This is a genomic window from Sphingomonas panaciterrae (assembly GCF_036890205.1).
Taxonomy (GTDB): domain Bacteria; phylum Pseudomonadota; class Alphaproteobacteria; order Sphingomonadales; family Sphingomonadaceae; genus Sphingomonas; species Sphingomonas panaciterrae.
Window position 1 is genome coordinate 247,285 of record NZ_JAKNQR010000001.1, and the last position, 18,512, is coordinate 265,796.

At 67.8% G+C, this 18,512-nt stretch carries 20 protein-coding genes and 1 tRNA gene; 3 read left to right on the forward strand and 18 right to left on the reverse strand.

Annotation, left to right across the window (positions count from 1 at the left end; genetic code table 11):
* Positions 1–38 precede the first annotated feature (38 nt).
* The 10 genes from phaR to hemW all read right to left on the reverse strand — a co-directional run bounded on the left by phaR (position 39) and on the right by hemW (position 9,595).
* Positions 39–581, reverse strand: coding sequence for a polyhydroxyalkanoate synthesis repressor PhaR (phaR, locus tag L8F96_RS01175; RefSeq protein WP_046410158.1), 543 nt, complete (start codon positions 579–581; stop codon positions 39–41).
* Between the two features lie 339 nt (positions 582–920).
* The gene (locus tag L8F96_RS01180; RefSeq protein WP_125944470.1) at positions 921–1,379 is read right to left on the reverse strand and encodes a GreA/GreB family elongation factor; all 459 of its coding nucleotides are present in this window, start codon (positions 1,377–1,379) and stop codon (positions 921–923) included.
* A complete protein-coding gene (mmsB, locus tag L8F96_RS01185) occupies positions 1,376–2,293 on the reverse strand; it encodes a 3-hydroxyisobutyrate dehydrogenase (protein ID WP_334655616.1) in 918 nt (305 codons plus the stop codon). Before mmsB ends, L8F96_RS01180 begins: the two co-directional genes overlap by 4 nt.
* Positions 2,294–2,368: 75 nt before the next feature.
* The gene (locus L8F96_RS01190) at positions 2,369–3,151 is read right to left on the reverse strand and encodes an enoyl-CoA hydratase-related protein (protein WP_145118764.1); all 783 of its coding nucleotides are present in this window, start codon (positions 3,149–3,151) and stop codon (positions 2,369–2,371) included.
* A gap of 53 nt (positions 3,152–3,204) precedes the next feature.
* Positions 3,205–4,251, reverse strand: a complete 1,047-nt coding sequence (locus L8F96_RS01195) for an enoyl-CoA hydratase/isomerase family protein (protein ID WP_334654661.1) — start codon at positions 4,249–4,251, stop codon at positions 3,205–3,207.
* A gap of 99 nt (positions 4,252–4,350) precedes the next feature.
* Positions 4,351–5,496 carry an acyl-CoA dehydrogenase family protein gene (locus L8F96_RS01200; protein WP_314469736.1) on the reverse strand — a complete coding sequence of 382 codons (1,146 nt, stop codon included), beginning with the start codon at positions 5,494–5,496 and terminating at the stop codon, positions 4,351–4,353.
* A gap of 9 nt (positions 5,497–5,505) precedes the next feature.
* Positions 5,506–6,351 (reverse strand): formyltetrahydrofolate deformylase, encoded by an 846-nt coding sequence (gene purU, locus L8F96_RS01205; RefSeq protein WP_334654662.1) that lies wholly within the window; start codon positions 6,349–6,351, stop codon positions 5,506–5,508.
* The gene (locus L8F96_RS01210) at positions 6,348–6,812 is read right to left on the reverse strand and encodes a hypothetical protein (protein ID WP_052742571.1); all 465 of its coding nucleotides are present in this window, start codon (positions 6,810–6,812) and stop codon (positions 6,348–6,350) included. Before L8F96_RS01210 ends, purU begins: the two co-directional genes overlap by 4 nt.
* A 6-nt stretch (positions 6,813–6,818) precedes the next feature.
* On the reverse strand, positions 6,819–8,351 hold the full coding sequence (locus tag L8F96_RS01215) for a CoA-acylating methylmalonate-semialdehyde dehydrogenase (protein WP_334654664.1): 1,533 nt from the start codon (positions 8,349–8,351) through the stop codon (positions 6,819–6,821).
* Positions 8,352–8,440: 89 nt separating this feature from the next.
* Positions 8,441–9,595, reverse strand: a complete 1,155-nt coding sequence (gene hemW / locus L8F96_RS01220) for a radical SAM family heme chaperone HemW (protein WP_334655617.1) — start codon at positions 9,593–9,595, stop codon at positions 8,441–8,443.
* 153 nt (positions 9,596–9,748) lie between these two features.
* On the opposite strand from hemW, the gene L8F96_RS01225 reads away from it, so the two are divergent.
* Positions 9,749–10,171 carry a CAP domain-containing protein gene (locus tag L8F96_RS01225; RefSeq protein WP_334654666.1) on the forward strand — a complete coding sequence of 141 codons (423 nt, stop codon included), beginning with the start codon at positions 9,749–9,751 and terminating at the stop codon, positions 10,169–10,171.
* Between the two features lie 20 nt (positions 10,172–10,191).
* Here the strand turns inward: L8F96_RS01225 and rdgB are convergent, their stop codons facing one another.
* The gene (rdgB, locus tag L8F96_RS01230; RefSeq protein WP_136451721.1) at positions 10,192–10,818 is read right to left on the reverse strand and encodes an RdgB/HAM1 family non-canonical purine NTP pyrophosphatase; all 627 of its coding nucleotides are present in this window, start codon (positions 10,816–10,818) and stop codon (positions 10,192–10,194) included.
* Positions 10,815–11,531 (reverse strand): ribonuclease PH, encoded by a 717-nt coding sequence (gene rph / locus L8F96_RS01235; RefSeq protein WP_046411647.1) that lies wholly within the window; start codon positions 11,529–11,531, stop codon positions 10,815–10,817. The genes rdgB and rph overlap by 4 nt, the downstream gene beginning before the upstream one ends.
* A 173-nt stretch (positions 11,532–11,704) precedes the next feature.
* Between rph and hrcA the strand changes: the two genes are divergently transcribed.
* Together hrcA and grpE are read left to right on the forward strand one after the other, a co-directional pair.
* Positions 11,705–12,748 carry a heat-inducible transcriptional repressor HrcA gene (gene hrcA / locus L8F96_RS01240; RefSeq protein ID WP_334654667.1) on the forward strand — a complete coding sequence of 348 codons (1,044 nt, stop codon included), beginning with the start codon at positions 11,705–11,707 and terminating at the stop codon, positions 12,746–12,748.
* A 25-nt stretch (positions 12,749–12,773) separates the two neighbouring features.
* The gene (gene grpE, locus L8F96_RS01245; protein WP_125944461.1) at positions 12,774–13,319 is read left to right on the forward strand and encodes a nucleotide exchange factor GrpE; all 546 of its coding nucleotides are present in this window, start codon (positions 12,774–12,776) and stop codon (positions 13,317–13,319) included.
* A gap of 40 nt (positions 13,320–13,359) precedes the next feature.
* Here the strand turns inward: grpE and L8F96_RS01250 are convergent, their stop codons facing one another.
* The 6 genes from L8F96_RS01250 to recJ all read right to left on the reverse strand — a co-directional run bounded on the left by L8F96_RS01250 (position 13,360) and on the right by recJ (position 18,512).
* The gene (locus L8F96_RS01250) at positions 13,360–14,358 is read right to left on the reverse strand and encodes a 5-oxoprolinase subunit C family protein (RefSeq protein ID WP_334654670.1); all 999 of its coding nucleotides are present in this window, start codon (positions 14,356–14,358) and stop codon (positions 13,360–13,362) included.
* Positions 14,355–15,020: a 5-oxoprolinase subunit B family protein gene (locus tag L8F96_RS01255; RefSeq protein ID WP_334654672.1), complete on the reverse strand. Its 666-nt coding sequence runs from the start codon at positions 15,018–15,020 to the stop codon at positions 14,355–14,357. The genes L8F96_RS01250 and L8F96_RS01255 overlap by 4 nt, the downstream gene beginning before the upstream one ends.
* Entirely contained in the window at positions 15,017–15,784 is a 768-nt protein-coding gene (locus L8F96_RS01260) for a LamB/YcsF family protein (RefSeq protein WP_334654674.1), read from the reverse strand. The genes L8F96_RS01255 and L8F96_RS01260 overlap by 4 nt, the downstream gene beginning before the upstream one ends.
* A 46-nt stretch (positions 15,785–15,830) precedes the next feature.
* Positions 15,831–16,586, reverse strand: coding sequence for an SDR family NAD(P)-dependent oxidoreductase (locus L8F96_RS01265; protein ID WP_334654677.1), 756 nt, complete (start codon positions 16,584–16,586; stop codon positions 15,831–15,833).
* Positions 16,587–16,640: 54 nt separating this feature from the next.
* Positions 16,641–16,715, reverse strand: a tRNA-Glu gene (locus L8F96_RS01270).
* Between the two features lie 51 nt (positions 16,716–16,766).
* Positions 16,767–18,512 (reverse strand): single-stranded-DNA-specific exonuclease RecJ, encoded by a 1,746-nt coding sequence (gene recJ, locus L8F96_RS01275; RefSeq protein ID WP_145118750.1) that lies wholly within the window; start codon positions 18,510–18,512, stop codon positions 16,767–16,769.

Here is an 18,512-nt window from a genome sequence, read left to right on the forward strand (position 1 = left end):
GACCAATGCTCTCGCCAACGTAGCGCGCGTAGGCCGTCTTAGCCCAGCTTGTTCACTTTCTCCTGAAGGCGGGACAATTCCGCCTTCAGCGCGGCGATCTCATCATCCTTGCTCGCGGGCGGCGCTGCCGTCGCCGCCGGCTTGAACGCGCTGGTCGCGGCTTCGAACATCGCCATGTTGCGCTTGGCCATTTCGGCAAAGGGCGATCCGGCAAAGGCGCCCTCGACCGCCGACTTGAACTGCGCCTGGTTGCGGCGGAAGCTTTCCATCGACGCTTCCAGATAGCCGGGCACCATGGCCTGCATCGAGTCGCCGTACATCGAGATCAGCTGCCGCAAGAAGTTCACTGGCAGCATCGGCTGATCGCCACGTCCCTCCTCCTCCATGATGATCTGGGTGAGGATGCTGTGGGTGATATCCTCGTCGGTCTTGGCGTCGACGACCTTGAACTCGCGGCCATCGCGGGTCATCGCGGCGAGATGCTCGAGCGTGATGTAGGAAGAGCTTTCGGTATTGTAGAGGCGCCGGTTGGCGTATTTTTTGATGATGATCACGCCATCTACGCTATGCTGCTTCTTCATCGCGCTGCCCCGCTAATGATGTCTTTCCGCGGTACAGCATCCCATATGGCGCTGCAACAAGTCTGACCTTTGAGACATCGGTGTCATGCTGCGCAAAAGGCGTGCAGCATGCAGAAACTTAGCTTCACTCGATCGTAGCAAGACCTGACGGCAGCTTGACGGCAGGCGCCGAATTCATGCCTGGGCGCGAAGAGCGCCGTCTGCGCGTCATTGGCCATGCTGCGCAGCATTACCCGGCGACCACGAAGCTGAGGGTCGCCGACCCCGTGGTAGCCACGTACGGCATGGCTTCCAGAAAACCCGCCACGCGGCAGGCCACCAGACCCGGGCCGCCGCGGGTCAGTCCGGGCGAACGTCCAGAATCGTGATCGCATCCTCGCGTCCGTTGAACGCCACCACCTCGTCCGCAGCACCGCCGATCAATGCGCGGGCGAGCGGTGCCGAGAACGCGACCTTCCCCGCTGCCGGATCAGCCTCGTCATCACCGACGATGACGATCTCCTGCTCCTTGCCGTTGAGCCTGAAGCGGACGCGGCTGCCAAACGCCACCTCGTCCTCCGGCGGCCGCGGGGCGAGCACCGCCGTCACGCGGCGCGTATTCCAGTAGCGAAGCTCGCGCGCGATCTCGGTCGCGCGCATCTCGTCCGCGCCGGATTGTTCCTCGGTCAGCGCCGCGATCCGCTCCTCGATGAGCGCAAGGCCGCGCTCGGTGACGAGATTGGGTCCGCTGGGCAGCGGCAGTTCGAACCGCGGCTCCCGATGCTCCTCGTCGCTCTCCCGGCGAAAGGCGACGCTCACGGCTTGTCCTGAAGCGTGCGGATGATCCCGGAGAAATCGGTGCCCGCGTTGCCGCCATTGACGAACGAGGAGTACAGCTCGGTCGCGTGCGTGCCGAACGGCAGGTCGACGCCCGCCCGCTCCGCCGCCCCCATGGCGAGGCGAAGATCCTTGAGCATCAGCGCAGCGGCGAACCCGCCCTCATAATTGCGGTCGGCGGGACTCTCCGGGCCGACGCCCGGCACCGGGCAATAGGTGTTGAGCGACCAGCTCTGCGCCGTCGCCTTGCTGGCGATGTCGTAGAAAACCTGCAGGTCCAGCCCCAGCCGCTCGGCCAGCGCCAGCCCCTCGCAGGTCGCGATCATCGTGCCCGCCAGGATCAAATTGTTGCACATCTTCACGGCCTGCCCCGCGCCGCTGTCGCCGGCATGGATAACCGCCTTGCCCATCGCTTCCAGATAGAGCTGCGCCTCTTCGAACCCCTTTGCGGTGCCGCCGACCATGAACGTCAGCGTGCCGCCATTGGCGGCGGCAATCCCGCCCGATACGGGCGCATCGACGGCCTCAAGCCCGCGTGTCGCCGCCGCCGCGGCCAGCTCGCGCGCGGTTGCGACGTCGATGGTGGAACAGTCGATCAGAACGGCCGACGGCGCCGCATTGCTGAACACGGCCTCCTTGTACGTGGCGGCGACATGGGCGCCAGCGGGGAGCATGGTGATGACGGCCTCGGCGCCGACCACGGCCTCTGCCGCGCTCTGAACTGGCAGGCATCCCGCCTGCTTCGCCCGATTGAGCGCCTCGGCATCGAGGTCAAAGGCGCGCACATCATGGCCGGCCTTGGCCAGGTTCGCGGCCATGCCGCCGCCCATGTTGCCCAGGCCAATGAATGCAACGCGTGCCATATTCTTCTCCTTAGCGCCGCGCCGCTGCGGCAGGCGCCTTGTCCCGCGGAGCTGAGATTACCCGCCCCGCTCTTCAATGGTGGTTCGTCCGGATGAGCCGGCGGGGGCTCAGCGCCCCTTCCAGACCCCCTGCCGCTTCTCGACGAAGGCTGCCATGCCCTCCGCCTTGTCCTCGGTCGCGGTCAGGATCTGGAACAGGCGACGCTCGGTCAGGATGCCCTGCGCCAGCCCGGTCTCAAAGGCCGTGTTGACCATTTCCTTGTTCACCATCGCGGCCATCGGCGGCATCGAGGCGATCAGTTCCGCGGTCTTCAGCGTCTCTTCAAGGAGCGAGGCGAGCGGCACCACTTTGGCGACGAGGCCCGAGCGTTCCGCTTCGGCGGCATCCATCATCCGGCCGGTGAGGCACATTTCCATCGCCTTGGCCTTGCCGATCGCACGCGTCAGCCGCTGCGATCCGCCCATCCCCGGCGCGACGCCAAGCTTGATCTCGGGCTGGCCGAACTTCGCCGTGTCGGCCGCGTAGATGAAGTCCGCCATCATCGCGAGCTCGCACCCGCCGCCCAGCGCAAAGCCGTTGACCGCCGCGATCCACGGCTTGCGCGTCGCCACGACGCCGATCTGCCAGCCGGCGAAAAAGTCCTGCAGGAAGAAATCGGCTGCGGCCATGTCGGCCATCTGCTTGATGTCCGCGCCGGCGGCGAACGCCTTCTCGCCCGATCCGGTGAGGACGAGGCAACGCTGGCTGTCGTCCTTGTCATACGCACCGAACGCCGCCGACAGATCGGCGAGCACATCACTGTTCAGCGCATTCAGCGACTGCGGGCGATTGAGCGTGACGAGCGTGACGGCACCGCGCTGCTCGACGAGGATGTTGGCATATTCGGTCATCATTCTCTCCCCTTCCCTCGCCGCGGCACTGCCAGCGGCGGCGGGTTTATTGGTCAATCGTGCGGCGTCCACGCCTCGGCATCAGGCAGCGGCGCGAAGATCTGGTCGATCACATGATCGCTGACGCCTTCGGGCGTCGCCGGTTCCCACCTTGGCGCATTGTCCTTGTCGACGATCACCGCGCGGACGCCTTCGAGGAAGTCGTGGCGCTGCACCACGCGCGCGCCGACGGCATATTCCTGGCGCATTTCGTCGGCAAAGCTCGCCATCGCCTTGCCGTCCTTCAGCAGCTTCAGGCTGACCTTCATCGTCTGCGGCGACTTGGTCTTCAGCGTCCCGAGCGTCGCGGCGGCGAACTCACCGCCGTCCGCCTCCAGCGCGGCGTAGATGTCCTCGAGCTTGTCCGATGCGAACAGCCGGTCGATCTCGGCGCGCTTGTCGAGCAGCGCCGCCGGCCCCGGCTCGGCGGACAGCGTATCCAGCGCCTCAACGATCGCGCCGGGATCGGCAGCGATGCGGCGCTTGGCCTCCTCGACCTGATCCGCCGGCAGGTAGTGCGTGGCGAGGCCCAGCGCGAAGGTCTCCGCGCCGTCGAGCCGGTGGCCGGTCAGCGCCAGATATTGTCCGATCCGCCCCGGAAGGCGCGACAGATACCAGCCGCCACCGACATCGGGGAACAGGCCGATGCCGGTTTCGGGCATGGCGAACTTCGTGTTCTCGGTCGCCACGCGATAGCGGCACGGCAGCGAAATGCCGACGCCGCCGCCCATGGTGATGCCGTCCATGAAGGCGACCGTTGCCTTCACATAGGTGAACAGGCGGTGGTTCATGCGATATTCGGTGTGGAAGAATTCACGCGCCTCCGCGCCGTCCTTCGCGCCGCTTTCGGCGAGCATGCGGATGTCGCCGCCGGCGCAGAAGCCACGGCCTTCCGCGTGATCGACGATGATCGCCCGGACGCCATCGTCGCCGCGCCATGCCTCCAGCGCGTCGAGCACGGCGACGCACATCGGGGTGGTGAGCGCGTGGATCGCCTTCGGGCGGTTCAGCCGGATGCGGCCGATCGGCCCGTCGACAAAGGTGAGAACGTCACTGGTCATCCGCAAAATTCCCGAAACTTGTGCGTGTGAGAGAGAAGATAAAGACGTTCGTTTCGGAGGCGATCCTATCTTCTCTCACACCTACCGCGTGTAGGACAGTTACTGGCGCGTCAGCTCACGCCCCACGATCATCCGCATCACCTGGTTGGTGCCCTCCAGGATCGAATGGACCCGCAGGTCACGCCAGAAGCGTTCGATCGGATAATCCATCAGATAGCCATAGCCGCCGTGCAGCTGCAGCGCGCGATCGACCACCGAGGATCCGGTGTCGGTCGCCAGCCGCTTGGCCATCGCGGCAAAGCGCGTCTTGTCGGGCGCGTTCGCCGTCACCTTCGCGGCGGCGACGTAAAGCAGGTAGCGCGCCGCCTGAAGCTCGGTATCCATGTCGGCCAGCGTGAACTGCGTGTTCTGGAAATCGGCGATCGGCTTCCCGAACTGCTGGCGATCCTTGGTATAGGCGATCGCCTCGTCCAGGCAGCGCTGCGCCCCACCCAGCGAGCAGGCACCGATGTTCAGGCGCCCGCCGTCGAGGCCCATCATGGCGAAGCGGAAACCCTCGCCTTCCTGCCCGACGCGGTTTGCCACCGGCACCTTCACATTGTCGAACAGCACTTGGCGGGTCGGCTGCGCGTGCCAGCCGAGCTTTCGCTCATTCGCGCCGAAGGAGACGCCCGGCATGTCCTTGTCGATGACGAGGCAGGAGATGCCCTTGGGGCCATCGGCGCCCGTGCGCACCATCGTCACATAGACTTCATTCTCGCCCGCGCCGGAAATGAACTGCTTCGATCCGTTGACGATATAATGATCGCCCTCCAGCCGCGCGCTGGTCTTGAGCGCCGCCGCATCGGAGCCGGAGCCCGGCTCGGTCAGGCAGTAGCTCGCCATCTTGTCCATGGTGACAAGGCTGGGCAGATAGCGGCCCTTCAGGTCATCGGAACCGAAGCGGTCGATCATCCACGAGGCCATGTTGTGGATCGAGATGAAGGCGCTGGTGGCGGGGCAGCCATAGGCCATCGCCTCCATGATCAGCGCGGCTTCCAATCGGCCGAGGTTGATCCCGCCGCTTTCCTCGCTGACATAGATCGCCGCAAAGCCGAGCTCGGCGGCGGCCTTGATCGTGTCGCGCGGGAAGATGTGCTTTTCGTCCCATTCGGCAGCGAAGGGGGTGATACGGTCCGCGGTGAAGCGGCGCGCGAGATCCTGAATCTCGCGCTGGTCGTCGGTAAGATCAAACTGGTCAGTCATTTTCCGGCTCTAGCGAAAGACAACGGTGCGTGCACCATTGCGCAGGACGCGGCGCTCCGCGATCCAGCGAACCGCCCGCGCAAGCACCTGCGCCTCGATATCGCGCCCGATGCCGATCAGTTCCTCGACGGTCGCACGATGGTCGACGCGCTCCGCCGCCTGTTCGATGATCGGCCCTTCATCAAGATCGGTGGTGACGTAATGCGCCGTCGCACCGATCAGCTTCACCCCGCGCGCATGCGCCTGATGATAGGGCTTGGCCCCCTTGAAGCTCGGCAGGAAGCTGTGGTGGATGTTGACGCAGCGCCCGGCGACCTTGGCCACCAGGTCCGCCGACAGGATCTGCATGTAACGCGCCAGCACCAGCAGCTCGGCCCCGCTCCGCTCGAACAGGTCGAACAGCGCCTGTTCCTGCTCCGCGCGGTTGGCGGCCGATACCGGCAGGTGATGGAACGGCAGGCCATGCCATTCGGCCAGCCCCTGCAGCGTCGTGTGGTTGGACACCACGCCGACCGGCTCGATCGGCAGCGCGCCGATCGACCAGCGGTGCAGCAGGTCGTTCAGGCAGTGCGAGGTGTTGGAACAGGCGATCAGCACCTTGGGGCGATGATCGGCCGGTACCAGCGTCCAGTCGAACCCGAACCGCGTCGCGACGCGCGACAGCCCCTCGCGGCAGTCCGGCCCGCGGAACACCAGCCGCATGAAGAAGCGGCCGCTCTCCAGATCGGCATATTGCTGGCTGTCGAGGATGAAGCCGTCCGCCTCCGCCACGCAGCCGGCGACCGCGGCCACGATCCCGCCGCGGTCCTCGCAGGAAAAGGTTAGGATCCAGCCTGTCGCGCTTCCCCCGCTCATGCGCCGCACCGCGTATATTGCAGCTTGCGACCATCGACGAGGCGCGTCAGCGTGACGCCATCCTCACCGAGGATCAGCGGTGTTTCCTGCGTCCACTCCTGCCCCTCGCCGGTGAAGGTCAGCGTCACGCGGACTTCCGTCGGGGAGATCGCCTGAAGACCACGCACCGCGGCGCGCGATTCGTAGAAGGTCAGGAGGTCCGGCGCGATCACCATCAGCCCGGCGTTGTTCCCGGCCGTGCCCGTGCAATCCTCCGCCGTCAGGCCCCAGCGCCCGATGAAGGGCTGGGGCAGACGGTTCACCGGCGGCTTGATCTCGACGGGAACGATCGCAGCGATATTGTCGACCGCCACGATGTTCTCCGCCGCTTCCAGCGCATTGTTGCCGATCTCCTCGACCGGCGTGCCGCAGGCGGCGAGTGACGCCGCGGCTGCGGCAGCAAACAGGAAGTTACGCGCCAAGGTACCTCAGCCCATCGTCGGGATGACGAACGCGTCCTGGACGCGCGACGGGCCGCCGTCCTCGCTGCCGCGCGGCAGGTCAGCGGAGCCGTCCGGCCAGCGCTGCGTGACGGTCTTCACCTTGGTCCAGAACTTCACGCCTTCCATGCCGTGCTGGTTGGTGTCGCCATAGGCGGACCGCTTCCATCCGCCGAAGGTGTGATAGGCGACCGGCACCGGGATCGGCACGTTGATGCCCACCATGCCGACATTGACTCGCGCCGCGAATTCGCGCGCGGCATGGCCGTTGCGCGTGAAGATCGCGACGCCATTGCCGTATTGATGGTCGCTCGGCAGGCGAAGCGCGGTCTCGAAGTCGGGCGCGCGGACGATCTGCAGCACCGGGCCGAAGATTTCCTCCTGATAGCTCTTCATCTGCGGCGTCACGCGGTCGAACAGCGACGGGCCGACGAAGAACCCGTCCTCATGCCCCTGCAACGTGAAGCCGCGGCCATCGACGACCAGTTCCGCGCCCTCGTCGACGCCGGTCTGGATCCACTGTTCGACGCGCTGCTTGTGCGCGGCGTTGATGACCGGGCCGTAATGCGCCTCGGCATCGGTCGAGACGCCGACACGCAGCTTCTCGATCGCGGGGATCAGCTTCTCGCGCAGCGCATCGGCGGTCTTGTCGCCGATCGGCACCACCACCGGCAGCGCCATGCAGCGTTCGCCAGCCGAGCCGAACGCCGCGCCCGACAGGTCGGCGACCACCTGGTCGAGGTCGGCGTCGGGCATGACGATGCCGTGGTTCTTCGCGCCGCCCATCGCCTGCACGCGCTTGCCCGCCGCGACACCGCGCCGATAGACGTAATGCGCGATGTCGGACGATCCGACGAAGCTGACCGCGCCGATCGCCGGATGATCGAGGATCGCGTCGACCATCTCCTTGTCGCCGTTGACGACCTGGAAAATGCCCTCCGGCATTCCCGCCTCGCGCATCAGCTCGGCAAGGCGCACCGGCACCGACGGGTCACGCTCCGACGGCTTCAGGATGAAGGCATTGCCGCAGGCGGTGGCGACCGCACCCATCCACAAGGGGATCATCGCCGGGAAGTTGAACGGCGTGATGCCGGCACCAATGCCGATCGGCTGGCGCATCGAATAGACGTCGATGCCCGGCCCCGCGCCCTGGGTGAACTCACCCTTCAGCACATGCGGGATGCCGCAGGCGAATTCGACCACTTCCAGCCCGCGCTGAATATCGCCCTTGGAATCGGCGATCACCTTGCCGTGCTCGGACGACAGCAGATGCGCCAGCTCGTTCATGTTCGCCTCGACCAGCGCCTTGAACGCGAACATCACGCGCGCGCGGCGCTGCGGGTTGGTCGCGGCCCAGGCCGGCTGCGCTGCCCCGGCGGCCGCGACCGCCCGGTCGAGATCAGCCTGCGTGCCCAGTGTCACCTGCGCCTGAACGCGCCCGGTATTGGGGTCGAACACCTCCGACACGCGCCCGCCGGCGCCACCCTGATGGCCGACGATGTGATGGTCGATGACGCGCATGATACTCTCCATTGTTCCGCCGAGCCTTTAGCGTCGGCGCCTCCGCACCGACAACCCATCGCTTGCAATCTGGACGCGCCGCCAGCCGGTCAGGCAGGCACGGTATCGCGCACGACTTCCGGCAGGATCGCGTCGAGCAGCAGCATCCCCTGCTCGCTCACCGTCAGGCGACTGCCGTCGAGCCGGATCAGCTCGGGCAGCCGAGCGATCGCGGCAAGATCGACGATGTCGGCCATGTCGCGCCCGGCGAGCGCGGCGATCCGCGCGAGATCCACGCCTTCGCGCAGCCGCAGCCCCATCAGCAACGCTTCGGACGCCTGCGTCGCGGGGGCGAGCGGCTCCTCCGCCTCCATCCCGTGCCCGTTGCGCTCGATCGCGGTCAGCCAGTTCTCCGGCTTCTTGCGCCGCACGGTGGCGAGCCCCTGCCGCCGGCCATGCGCGCCGGGGCCGACGCCGGCATAGGTCTGGTAGCGCCAATAGGCCAGATTGTGCCGGCTCTCCGCACCCGGCCGGGCATGGTTGCTGATCTCATAGGCCGGCAGGCCCGCCGCCGCGGTGATCGCGCGCGTCATCTCGAACAGGTCGGCCGCATCGTCGCCATCAGGGATCGTCAGCCGCCCCGCCGCCGCCTCGGTGGCGAAGCGCGTGCCCGGCTCGATCGTCAGCTGGTACAGCGACAGATGCTCGGTCCCGAACGACAAGGCGCGGCGAAGCTCCGCCTCCCATTGCGCCAGCGTCTGCTCGGGCCGGGCATAGATCAGGTCGAAGCTGACGCGCGGGAACACCGATTGCGCGATATTGAGCGCGCCCAGCCCCTCCGCCACGTCATGCGCGCGGCCAAGAAAGTGAAGCGCCGCATCGTCCAGCGCCTGCAGGCCCAGCGACACGCGGTTGATCCCCGCCACCGCCAGATCGGCGAAGCACGCCGCCTCGACCGATGACGGATTCGCCTCCAGCGTGATCTCGATCCCCTCGTCGAACCCCCAATGCCGCTCCGCCGCGTCGAGCAACGCGGCAACGGTCGTCGGCGGCATCAGCGAGGGCGTACCCCCGCCAAAGAAGATCGAGCGCAGCTTGCGCCCCGGCAGCACCGCGGCCTCGTGCGCGAGGTCGATCAGCAGCGCCTCGCGCCACTTCTCCTGGTCGACGGCGGCGCGCACATGGCTGTTGAAGTCACAATAGGGGCATTTGGAGACGCAGAACGGCCAATGAATGTAGAGCGCCAGGGCATTGTCGAAGGGCATGGTGCCGCCGATATGGCCGCGATGCTCCTCCGACGCCACCTCGCCGCGCTCGTTCTTTTTCTTTCCGGCTGCGCGCAAGGCCCCGAACGGGTGTATGAGGAAAAGGTGTCGCAGGCGCCCGCCCCCCGTGGCGGCGCATTGCTGAGGCAGGTCATGCTATCCGCGCACAATCGCGCGCGGGCCGAGGTTGGCGTCCCGCCGCTCACCTGGGATCCGGCGCTGGCCGCATCGGCCAGTCGCTATGCCCGTGAACTGGCGCGCACCCGCCGCTTCGCCCACGCCAGGCAGCCGCAGGGCCCGACGCGTGAGGGGGAAAATCTGTGGACCGGCACGCGCGGCGCCTATCGCTTCGACGAAATGTCCGGGCATTGGGTGGCCGAGCAGCGCTATTTCGTGAACGGCGTCACGCCCGCGTTCAGCCGCACGGGCAAGTGGCGTGACGTGTCGCATTATACCCAGATCATCTGGCGCAACACGACCCGCGTCGGCTGCGCGATCGCGTCCAACCGGCGCGACGATTATCTGGTCTGCCGGTACAGCCCACCCGGCAATGTGGTGGGCCAGCGCACGCTCTGACGCGCGCCGGCCCGCCATTGTCAGAAAATGGCGGCAACCATCTGGCGGAACGCATCGGCACGGTGGCTGATGGCGTGCTTCGCCTCTTCGTCCATCTCGCCGAACGTCAGGTCATGGCCGTCGGGCAGGAACATCGGATCATAGCCGAAGCCCTTGGTCCCGCGCGGCGGCCAGACGAGCGTGCCGTCGACCCGCCCCTCGAACCATTCGACATGGCCGTCGGGCCAGGCCAGCGCCAGCGCGCAGACGAAATGCGCATCGCGCGGCGCATCCTCGATCTCCGACACGCGCGCGTGGACTCGGCGCATCGCCTCGCCGAAATCCTTCGTCTCGCCCGCCCAGCGCGCGGAGAAGATCCCCGGCTCGCCGTTCAGCGCATCGACGCAGATGCCGCTGTCATCGGCCAGCGCCGGCAGCCCCGACAGGTCGGCCGCCGCCTGCGCCTTCAGCTCGGCATTCATGACGAATGTCGTGCCGGTCTCTTCCGGCTCGGGGAGGTCGAGCTCGGCCGCCGACACCACTTCCAGGCCGTGCCCTGCCAGCAGGGCCGCGATCTCGCGCACCTTGCCCGGATTATGGCTGGCGATCACCAGCTTGCCGGGCTGCAGCTTGCGGATCGCCTGCGGCTCGTTCCCCTCGCCGCTCATGCCCCGATCGCCCGATCCTGCGCGGCGAAGATCTCGTTGCAACCGATCCGGGCCAGCCGCAGCAGGCGCAGCAGCGCCTCCTCGTCATAGGTCGCATGTTCGGCGGTCGCCTGTGCCTCGGCGATATGGCCGTTCTGCAGCAGCACGAAATTGGCGTCCGCGTCCGCGTTCGAATCCTCGTCATAATCAAGGTCGAGCACCGGCTGCCCCTGGAAGATGCCGCAGCTAACCGCCGCGACCTTCTGGGAAATCGGGTCCTTCTCGATTTTGCCGGCCGCCATCAGGCTGTTCACCGCCATGCGCAGCGCGACCCATGCGCCGGAAATCGACGCCGTCCGCGTGCCGCCGTCCGCCTGGATCACGTCGCAATCCAGCACGATCTGCCGCTCGCCCAGCGCCTGCATGTCGGTGACGGCGCGCAGCGAACGACCGATCAGCCGCTGGATTTCCTGCGTCCGGCCGGACTGCTTGCCCTTGGCCGCCTCGCGGCTGCCGCGGGTGTGGGTGGCGCGCGGCAACATGCCATATTCCGCCGTCACCCAGCCCTGGCCCTTGCCGCGAAGGAACGGCGGCACCCGCTCCTCGACGCTGGCCGTGACCAGGACCTTGGTGTCGCCGAAACCGATCAGCACCGATCCTTCGGCATGACGGGTGAAGTTCGGCTCGATGGTGATGGCGCGCATCTGGTCGGGCGCACGGCCGCTGGGACGCATGGTCATTCTACTCCGCAGATCGTCCGGCGGCGGCGCCCGGCCACTTTCCACGAGGAAGGCGACCATCGGCAGACGCCACCGGACGTTGATGTGGCTTCGCGGTAGCCGCTCGGCAATTGTCGCGCCAGCCTGTCTGTCCTAGATTTCCGGCCTGTTTGTTCTAGATTCATGTCGTGAGCGTTTCTCCCCCCATCACCGAATTGTCCGACCGGGCGCGCGACATCTTCCGCCGCGTGGTCGACGGCTATCTCCAGAACGGCCAGCCGGTCGGCTCCAAGACACTGGCGCAGGCCGGGCTGAACCTGTCGCCGGCGTCGATCCGCAGCGTGCTGGCGCAGCTCGAGGAGGTCGGACTGCTGGCCGCGCCGCATACCTCCGCCGGGCGGATGCCGACCGAGCTTGGACTGCGCCTGTTCGTCGACGGCATGATGCAGGCGCTGGAGCCATCGGCCGAGGAGCGCGCGACGATCGAGGCGCGCGCCGGTCTCGGCGGCCCGGTTGAGGAGGCGCTGGCCGCGACCACCGCCGCCCTGTCCGGGCTATCGGCCTGCGCCGGGCTGGTCATGGTGCCCAAGCGGGAACAGGTACTGCGCTCGATCGGCTTCGTGCCGCTGTCCCAAGGTCAAGCGCTGGCGGTCCTCGTCAGTGAGGATGGCGCGGTCGAGAACCGCGTCGTCGACCTGCCGCCGGGCGTCGGGCCAGCCGCGCTGATCGAGGCGGGCAATTACATGTCCGCCACGCTGTCGGGGCTGACGCTGGCGGCGGCGCGGGCGCGGATCGACCAGGAACTGGCGCGCGACCGCGCGGCGCTCGACAGCGCGGCCCGGACCCTGATCGAACGCGGCATCGCGGTGTGGAGCGAGGATGGCGAACGCCGGCCGGTGCTGATCGTGCGCGGCCAGGGCCGGCTGCTCGACGATGCCGCCGCCGCCGATCTCGACCGGGTGCGCGACCTGCTCGACGATCTCGACGGCAAGCAGGAAATCGCCGCGCTGCTCGATTCCGCTCGCGCGGGCGATGCGACCCGCATCTTCATCGGCGCGGAGAACAAGCTTTTCGCGCTGTCCGGCTCCTCGGTGATCGCAAAGCCCTTCCGTGGCAGCGACGGGCGCGTGGTGGGCGTGGTCGGGGTGATTGGGCCCACGCGGTTGAACTACGCCCGCGTCGTGCCCATGGTGGATTTTACGGCAGCAACGCTCGCTCGCCTGATGGGTTGAGCAGCCAGATGATGACAGGGAAACAATGACCGACACGCAAAGCAACACGCCGGCCGAGGATCTGCGCGAGGAAACCGCCGCGGAGGCACCGGAAGTCGCCGAGCATGATCGCACGGCCGAGCTGGAGAACCAGCTGGCGGAGGCGAAGCAGCAGACGCTGTACGCGCAGGCGGAGATCCAGAACGTGCGCCGCCGTGCCGAAAAGGACGTGGCCGATGCCCGCGCCTATGCCGCGACCAACTTCGCGCGCGACGTGCTGAGCGTGAACGACAACCTCGAACGCGCTTTGTCGTCGATCCCCGCCGAACTGCGCGAGGATGAGCGGGTGAAGGGGCTGATCGCCGGGATCGAGGCGACCGGGCGTGAACTGGTCAACGTGTTCCAGCGCAATGGCCTGACCCGGATCGAGGCGATGGGCCAGCCGCTCGACCCCAACCGGCACCAGGCCATGATCGAGGTGCCTTCGGACGCGGAGCCGGGCACGATCGTTCAGGAAATGCAGTCGGGCTGGATGATCCGCGACCGGCTGCTGCGCCCTTCGCTTGTCGGCGTCGCCAAGAAGCCGGCCTGAGCGGCTGACCTTCGCGGCCTGCCTGCCGTCAGGCGGGCCGCTACCGGCTGGTGCCCTGCCGCACCGCCATGCCGTCGACCAGATTGGCCAACATCAATGGCGCGCGCTCGCGCACGCCCGCCGCAATTTCCTTCAGCCACGCCTGATCGCGTGACGCCGCGGCTCGGGTCGCGGCAATCGCCTCGGCCGCGCTGACCAGCTCGAACCGCACCGCCTCGCCGGGGGGCAGCTGGGCGAGCGCATCGATATCCGGCTCTATCACCACCGCGATGCGCGGGTAGCCGCCCGTCGTCTGATGGTCGGCAGTCAGCAGGCTGACCCGCCCCTCGCCGTCAACCTGTAGCGCGCCGCGCACCGCCGGCCCGCTCGGCATGTCGATCCGCAGCGGCTGGAGCGCCGGCCCGTCGAGTCCCCGCCCCATGCGATCGAAGCGGCTCGTCGCGACAAAGCTGGCCGACGTCAGCAGCGCGAGCGCCTGCTGGCCAAAATGATCCTGCTGGGGGCCGAGCACCGCGCGAAAAAGGCCGCGCACAGGCCGATCCGGCGGCGCCGGCAACATCGCAAAGGCCAGGTTTTCGCGCGCCTGCGTGATTTCCACCACGTCGCCCGCGCCCAGCCGCCCCCCGCCCAGCCCCGCGATCAGATGCGTCGACTGGCTGCCGAGCCACGACGGCGCCCGCAGCGTTCCGGCGAAGGCAACATAGCCCCAGCACGCCTGCTCGACCCGCACGACGCATGTCGCCCCCTGCGGCAACGTGAAGCGGCTCCATCCCCCAAGATCGACCCCGTTGACGGTGGTTCGCGCAGCGCCGGTGACCGCCACGGCGACAGCGCCCTCCTCGCACATGACCGTCACGCCACCCGGCGCGACCTCGATGCCGCTGGTACTGCCTCCGCACGCCGCCATCCCAGCGGCAAAGGCGCGCCGGTCGACCGGTCCCGAGGGCGGCACGCCGAAGCGGCGCCAGCCGGGCCGGCCGCCATCCTGCACGCTGGTCATCGGACCGGCATCAACGATCCTGAGAAGCACCCGGCTCACCCGAACATATCCCCATGAACCCGCGTGAAGCGCACGCGATCGCCGGGGTCGAGCAGGAACGGGCGCTCTGCATCGGCATCCAGCACGCGCAACGACGTGCGCCCGATCACCCACCAGCCGGTCGGCATCGGCAGCGTCGTGATCAGGCATTGGGCGCCCGCGATCATGACGCTTCCCACCGGATAGCCGCGTACCGCAGCCGGCTTGCGCGGCAGGTGAATCGCATCGGGCACCCCGCCGAGATAAGCGTATCCCGGCGCGAAGCCGTACATATACACCCGATAGTCGCCCGCCAGATGCTGCTCGATCAGCGCCTCCGGCGTAATTTGCAGCGCCTCCGCCGCCGCCACGAGGTCGGGTGCCGCCTCCCCATCATAGCAGACCGGCACGTCATGGACGCGGGGCGGCGCCGCCAGCCTCTCTGCGTTCGTCACCAGCCGGAGTGCATGGCGCCCCACCGCTTCGTGGTCCGTCACCAGCGGATCGAACACCAGCAGGAGGCTGGCGTACGCCGGCACCGTCTCACACAGGCCCACCGGCGGGTCGGCCTGCACGGCCTGATCGAGCGCCACGACATGCGAGTAGACCGCATCGTCGATAGTTTCGCCGAAATCGACCAGCAGCGCCGCCGCACCTGCCGGCCGGAGCACCGGGCTCGTCATGCGTCGTGCACGAAGGAGGTGATAGCGATGCCGTGTTCGCTCAGCGCCGTGCGGATCGATCGCGCCATGTCGACCGCGGAGGGATTGTCGCCGTGCACGCAGATCGAATCCGCCTGTAGCGGGACCTGCCCGCCATCGACGGTGAGCATGGCGCCAGTTTCGAGGAAGCGCAGCAAGCGATCGGTCGCCTCCGCCGGATCGTGAATGATCGCGCCGGGCTGATCACGCGGCACCAGCAGGCCGGCCGCGGTGTAGCCGCGATCGGCGTAGATCTCACGGTACACCGTCATGCCGAGCGCACGGGTCGCGAGCTCAAGCTGCGTGCCCGCGATGGCGAGGATGCCGAGCTGCGGATCGATCGCCTGAACCGACCGCGCGATGGCATCGGCCACGTCGCGCTCCACCGCCGCGACATTGGCGAGTGCGCCATGCGGCTTCACATAGCGGACGCGATGCCCAGCGAGCGCACCGATCGCCACCAGCGACCCTACCTGCGCGGCGACGAAACGAGTGATCTCCTCAGGCGGCGCAATCAGCCGACGACGACCAAAGCCGGCCATGTCGGGGTAACTTGGATGCGCGCCGACGACGACCCGCCGATCGCGCGCCATCTCCAGCGTGCGGAACATAGTCTCCGGGTCGCTTGCATGGCCGCCACAGGCGACATTGGCACTGGTGACGAGCGACAGCATCGCCGCATCATCGCCCATCGTCCAGGGGCCGAAACCCTCCCCCAGATCGGCATTCAGATCAATCGTCCGCACCGCGCCTGCTTACGCGTCCAGCATCGGATTGTCGAAGCCGCGTGGTTCAGAGTGACTGGCCGTCGTCGATGTCGATCACCGACCCGGTCACCATCGCGCTCGCGTCCGAGGCGAAATACAGCAGCTGGGGGTCGAGGACGTCGATCGGCATGAAGCGGCGGCGATGCCAGCCCGCGACCTGCCGGGCGCCGCCCTCGGTCTCGAACCAGTCGCCGGCGATCTCGGTCTGGATATAGCCGGGCTGAAGCACGTTCACGTTGATGCCCAGCCGCACCCATTCGCGCGCCAGATTGCGGCCGAGATGCGCGACGGCCGCCTTCGACGCGGCATAGGCGCTGTCGCCATGGCCGGTGACGTGCGCGGTGATCGACCCGATCAGCACGATGCGGCCGCGGCCACTCTCACGCGAGCCGGCGGCGATCATCCGCCGCGCCCCCTCTCGCGCGGTCAGCAGCACGCCGGTGAAATTGGTATCGATCGTCTGGCGCAGCTTGTCCGCGGGGATGTCGATCGCGCGGCCACCATTGGCAACACCGGCATTGGCGACAACCGTGTCGATCGCGCCAAAATGCGCTTCGGCGGCATCATAAGCGGCGGTGATGGAGGCTTCATCCAGGACATCGATGGCGACCGGCAAGGCACGATCCCCGAGCCGGTCGGCAAGGTCGCGCACCCGATCGACACGGCGCGCGCCGATCACGACCCGCGCACCCGCAGCAACGAAGATTTCAGCGAAGTGAGCGCCCAGGCCCGACGATGCGCCGGTAATCAGCGCGGTGCGCCCCGTGAGATCGAAATTCATCTCGCCCCTCCTGACGCCCATCATGGCGCCAGTCCGGCGAAGCGGGCTTTTAGCTGGTGACCCCTACGGGACTCGAACCCGTGTTTCAGCCGTGAAAGGGCCGCGTCCTAACCACTAGACGAAGGGGCCAGCGAGGGGGCTGCTAGAGGGGCCAAAGCCGGCTGTCAACGCCCCGATGCATCAATCTGCCCATGCAGCATCATCAATATGCAATTCTGCGGCAGGCCGCTGCGCCCAGTCATCCACCTTGGCGCGCCCGGCGAGCCACAAGCGTCGGTGCGAGGACGCGCCGAGCAATGCGGCGCCGAGCGCGGTATCCGCCGCGCGGAACGCCATCGCCTTCAGGCTGCGCCCGTCATCCCCGGCGACGATCGCACGGACATGGCCGTTACCGACGACATCGACGCGTACCGGGCGGACGCGACCGATGGCAACACGCGGGCTCGGCCACCCGGCGCCATAGGGCCCGCCCGCCTCCAGCGCATGGACCAGGTCGGGCGTCACCCCGCCGGGGGCGTGAACCGAATCAACCAGCAGCGCGCGGTCAGCCACGGCCGCGGCGATCCGGTCGCGCAGCAATTCTTCGAGGAAGTCGGCAAAGGCCGGAATCTGGTCCGCCGCAATCGTCAGCCCGGCTGCCATGGCGTGGCCGCCGCCAGCGACGATCAGCCCGGCCTCCTTCGCTGCGTGGATGGCCTGCCCCAGATCGACGCCGGTGATCGAGCGTCCGGAGCCCTTGCCGACGCCGTTCTCGTCGATGGCGATGACGATCGCTGGCTGACCCAGTTTCTCCTTCAGGCGGCCAGCGACGATGCCGATGACGCCCGGGTGCCAGCCGACACCCGCGACGACGGTCATGCTGCGGCCCGCGGCGCACATCGTCTCGGCCTCTGCCTGGACCGCCGCTTCGATCGCGCGGCGCTCCTCGTTCAGCCGGTCAAGCTCAGCGGCGATCGCGCGCGCCTCCGCCGGATCGTTGGTGGTGAGCAAGCGCACGCCAAGATCTGCTCGCCCCACCCGACCACCCGCGTTGATGCGCGGTCCGAGGGCAAAGCCAAGATCGGTCGCGGTCGGTGCGCGGGTCAGCCGCGACGCCTCGATCAGCGCGGCGAGGCCGATGTTGCGCCTGCCGGCCATGACCTTCAGCCCCTGCGCGACGAACGCCCGGTTCAGCCCGCGCAATTGCGCGACATCGGCGACGGTACCCAGCGCGACGAGATCGAGCAGGTCCAGCAGCCGGGGCTCTGCGCGGGCGGCGAAATAGCCGCGCCCACGCAGAACGCGGAGCAGCGCTGCACCGAGGAGGAAGGCGACGCCGACCGCTGCCAGATGGCCGTGTGCGGCCCCTTCCCCTTCATCGAGGCGGTTGGGGTTCACCACGGCATGCGCCAGCGGCAGCTCGCTCGAACATTGGTGATGATCGACGACGATCACATCCACCGGGACAGCGTGGGCGGCAGCAAGCGCGTCAAACGCCTGCGCGCCGCAATCCACCGTCACGATCAGCGACGCGCCTTCGTGCGCCAGCCGGGTCATGGCCGCGACGGTCGGGCCATATCCCTCCGTCATCCGGTCGGGAATATAGACCCGCGCCTCGACACCAAGCTGACGCAGGAGGAGGAGCATCAGCGCCGAGGAGGTCGCGCCATCCACGTCATAATCGCCGAAGATGGCGATGCTCTCGCCGCGCTCGACCGCGTCAGCCAGCCGCATTGCCGCCGTGTCCATGTCGCGGAAGATCGACGGGTCGGGCATGAACGCGCGGATCGAGGGCGCGCGATGATCATCGAGCGCCTCGGGCGGACACCCCCGCGCCAGCAGCAGCTGGGTGACGAGATCGGTGGGGGCAAGATCCTCCGCCGCGGTCGCGCGCCAGCGCCACGGCTGGCCCAGGATCGAGCGTTCGACACCCAGCACATGTCTCAT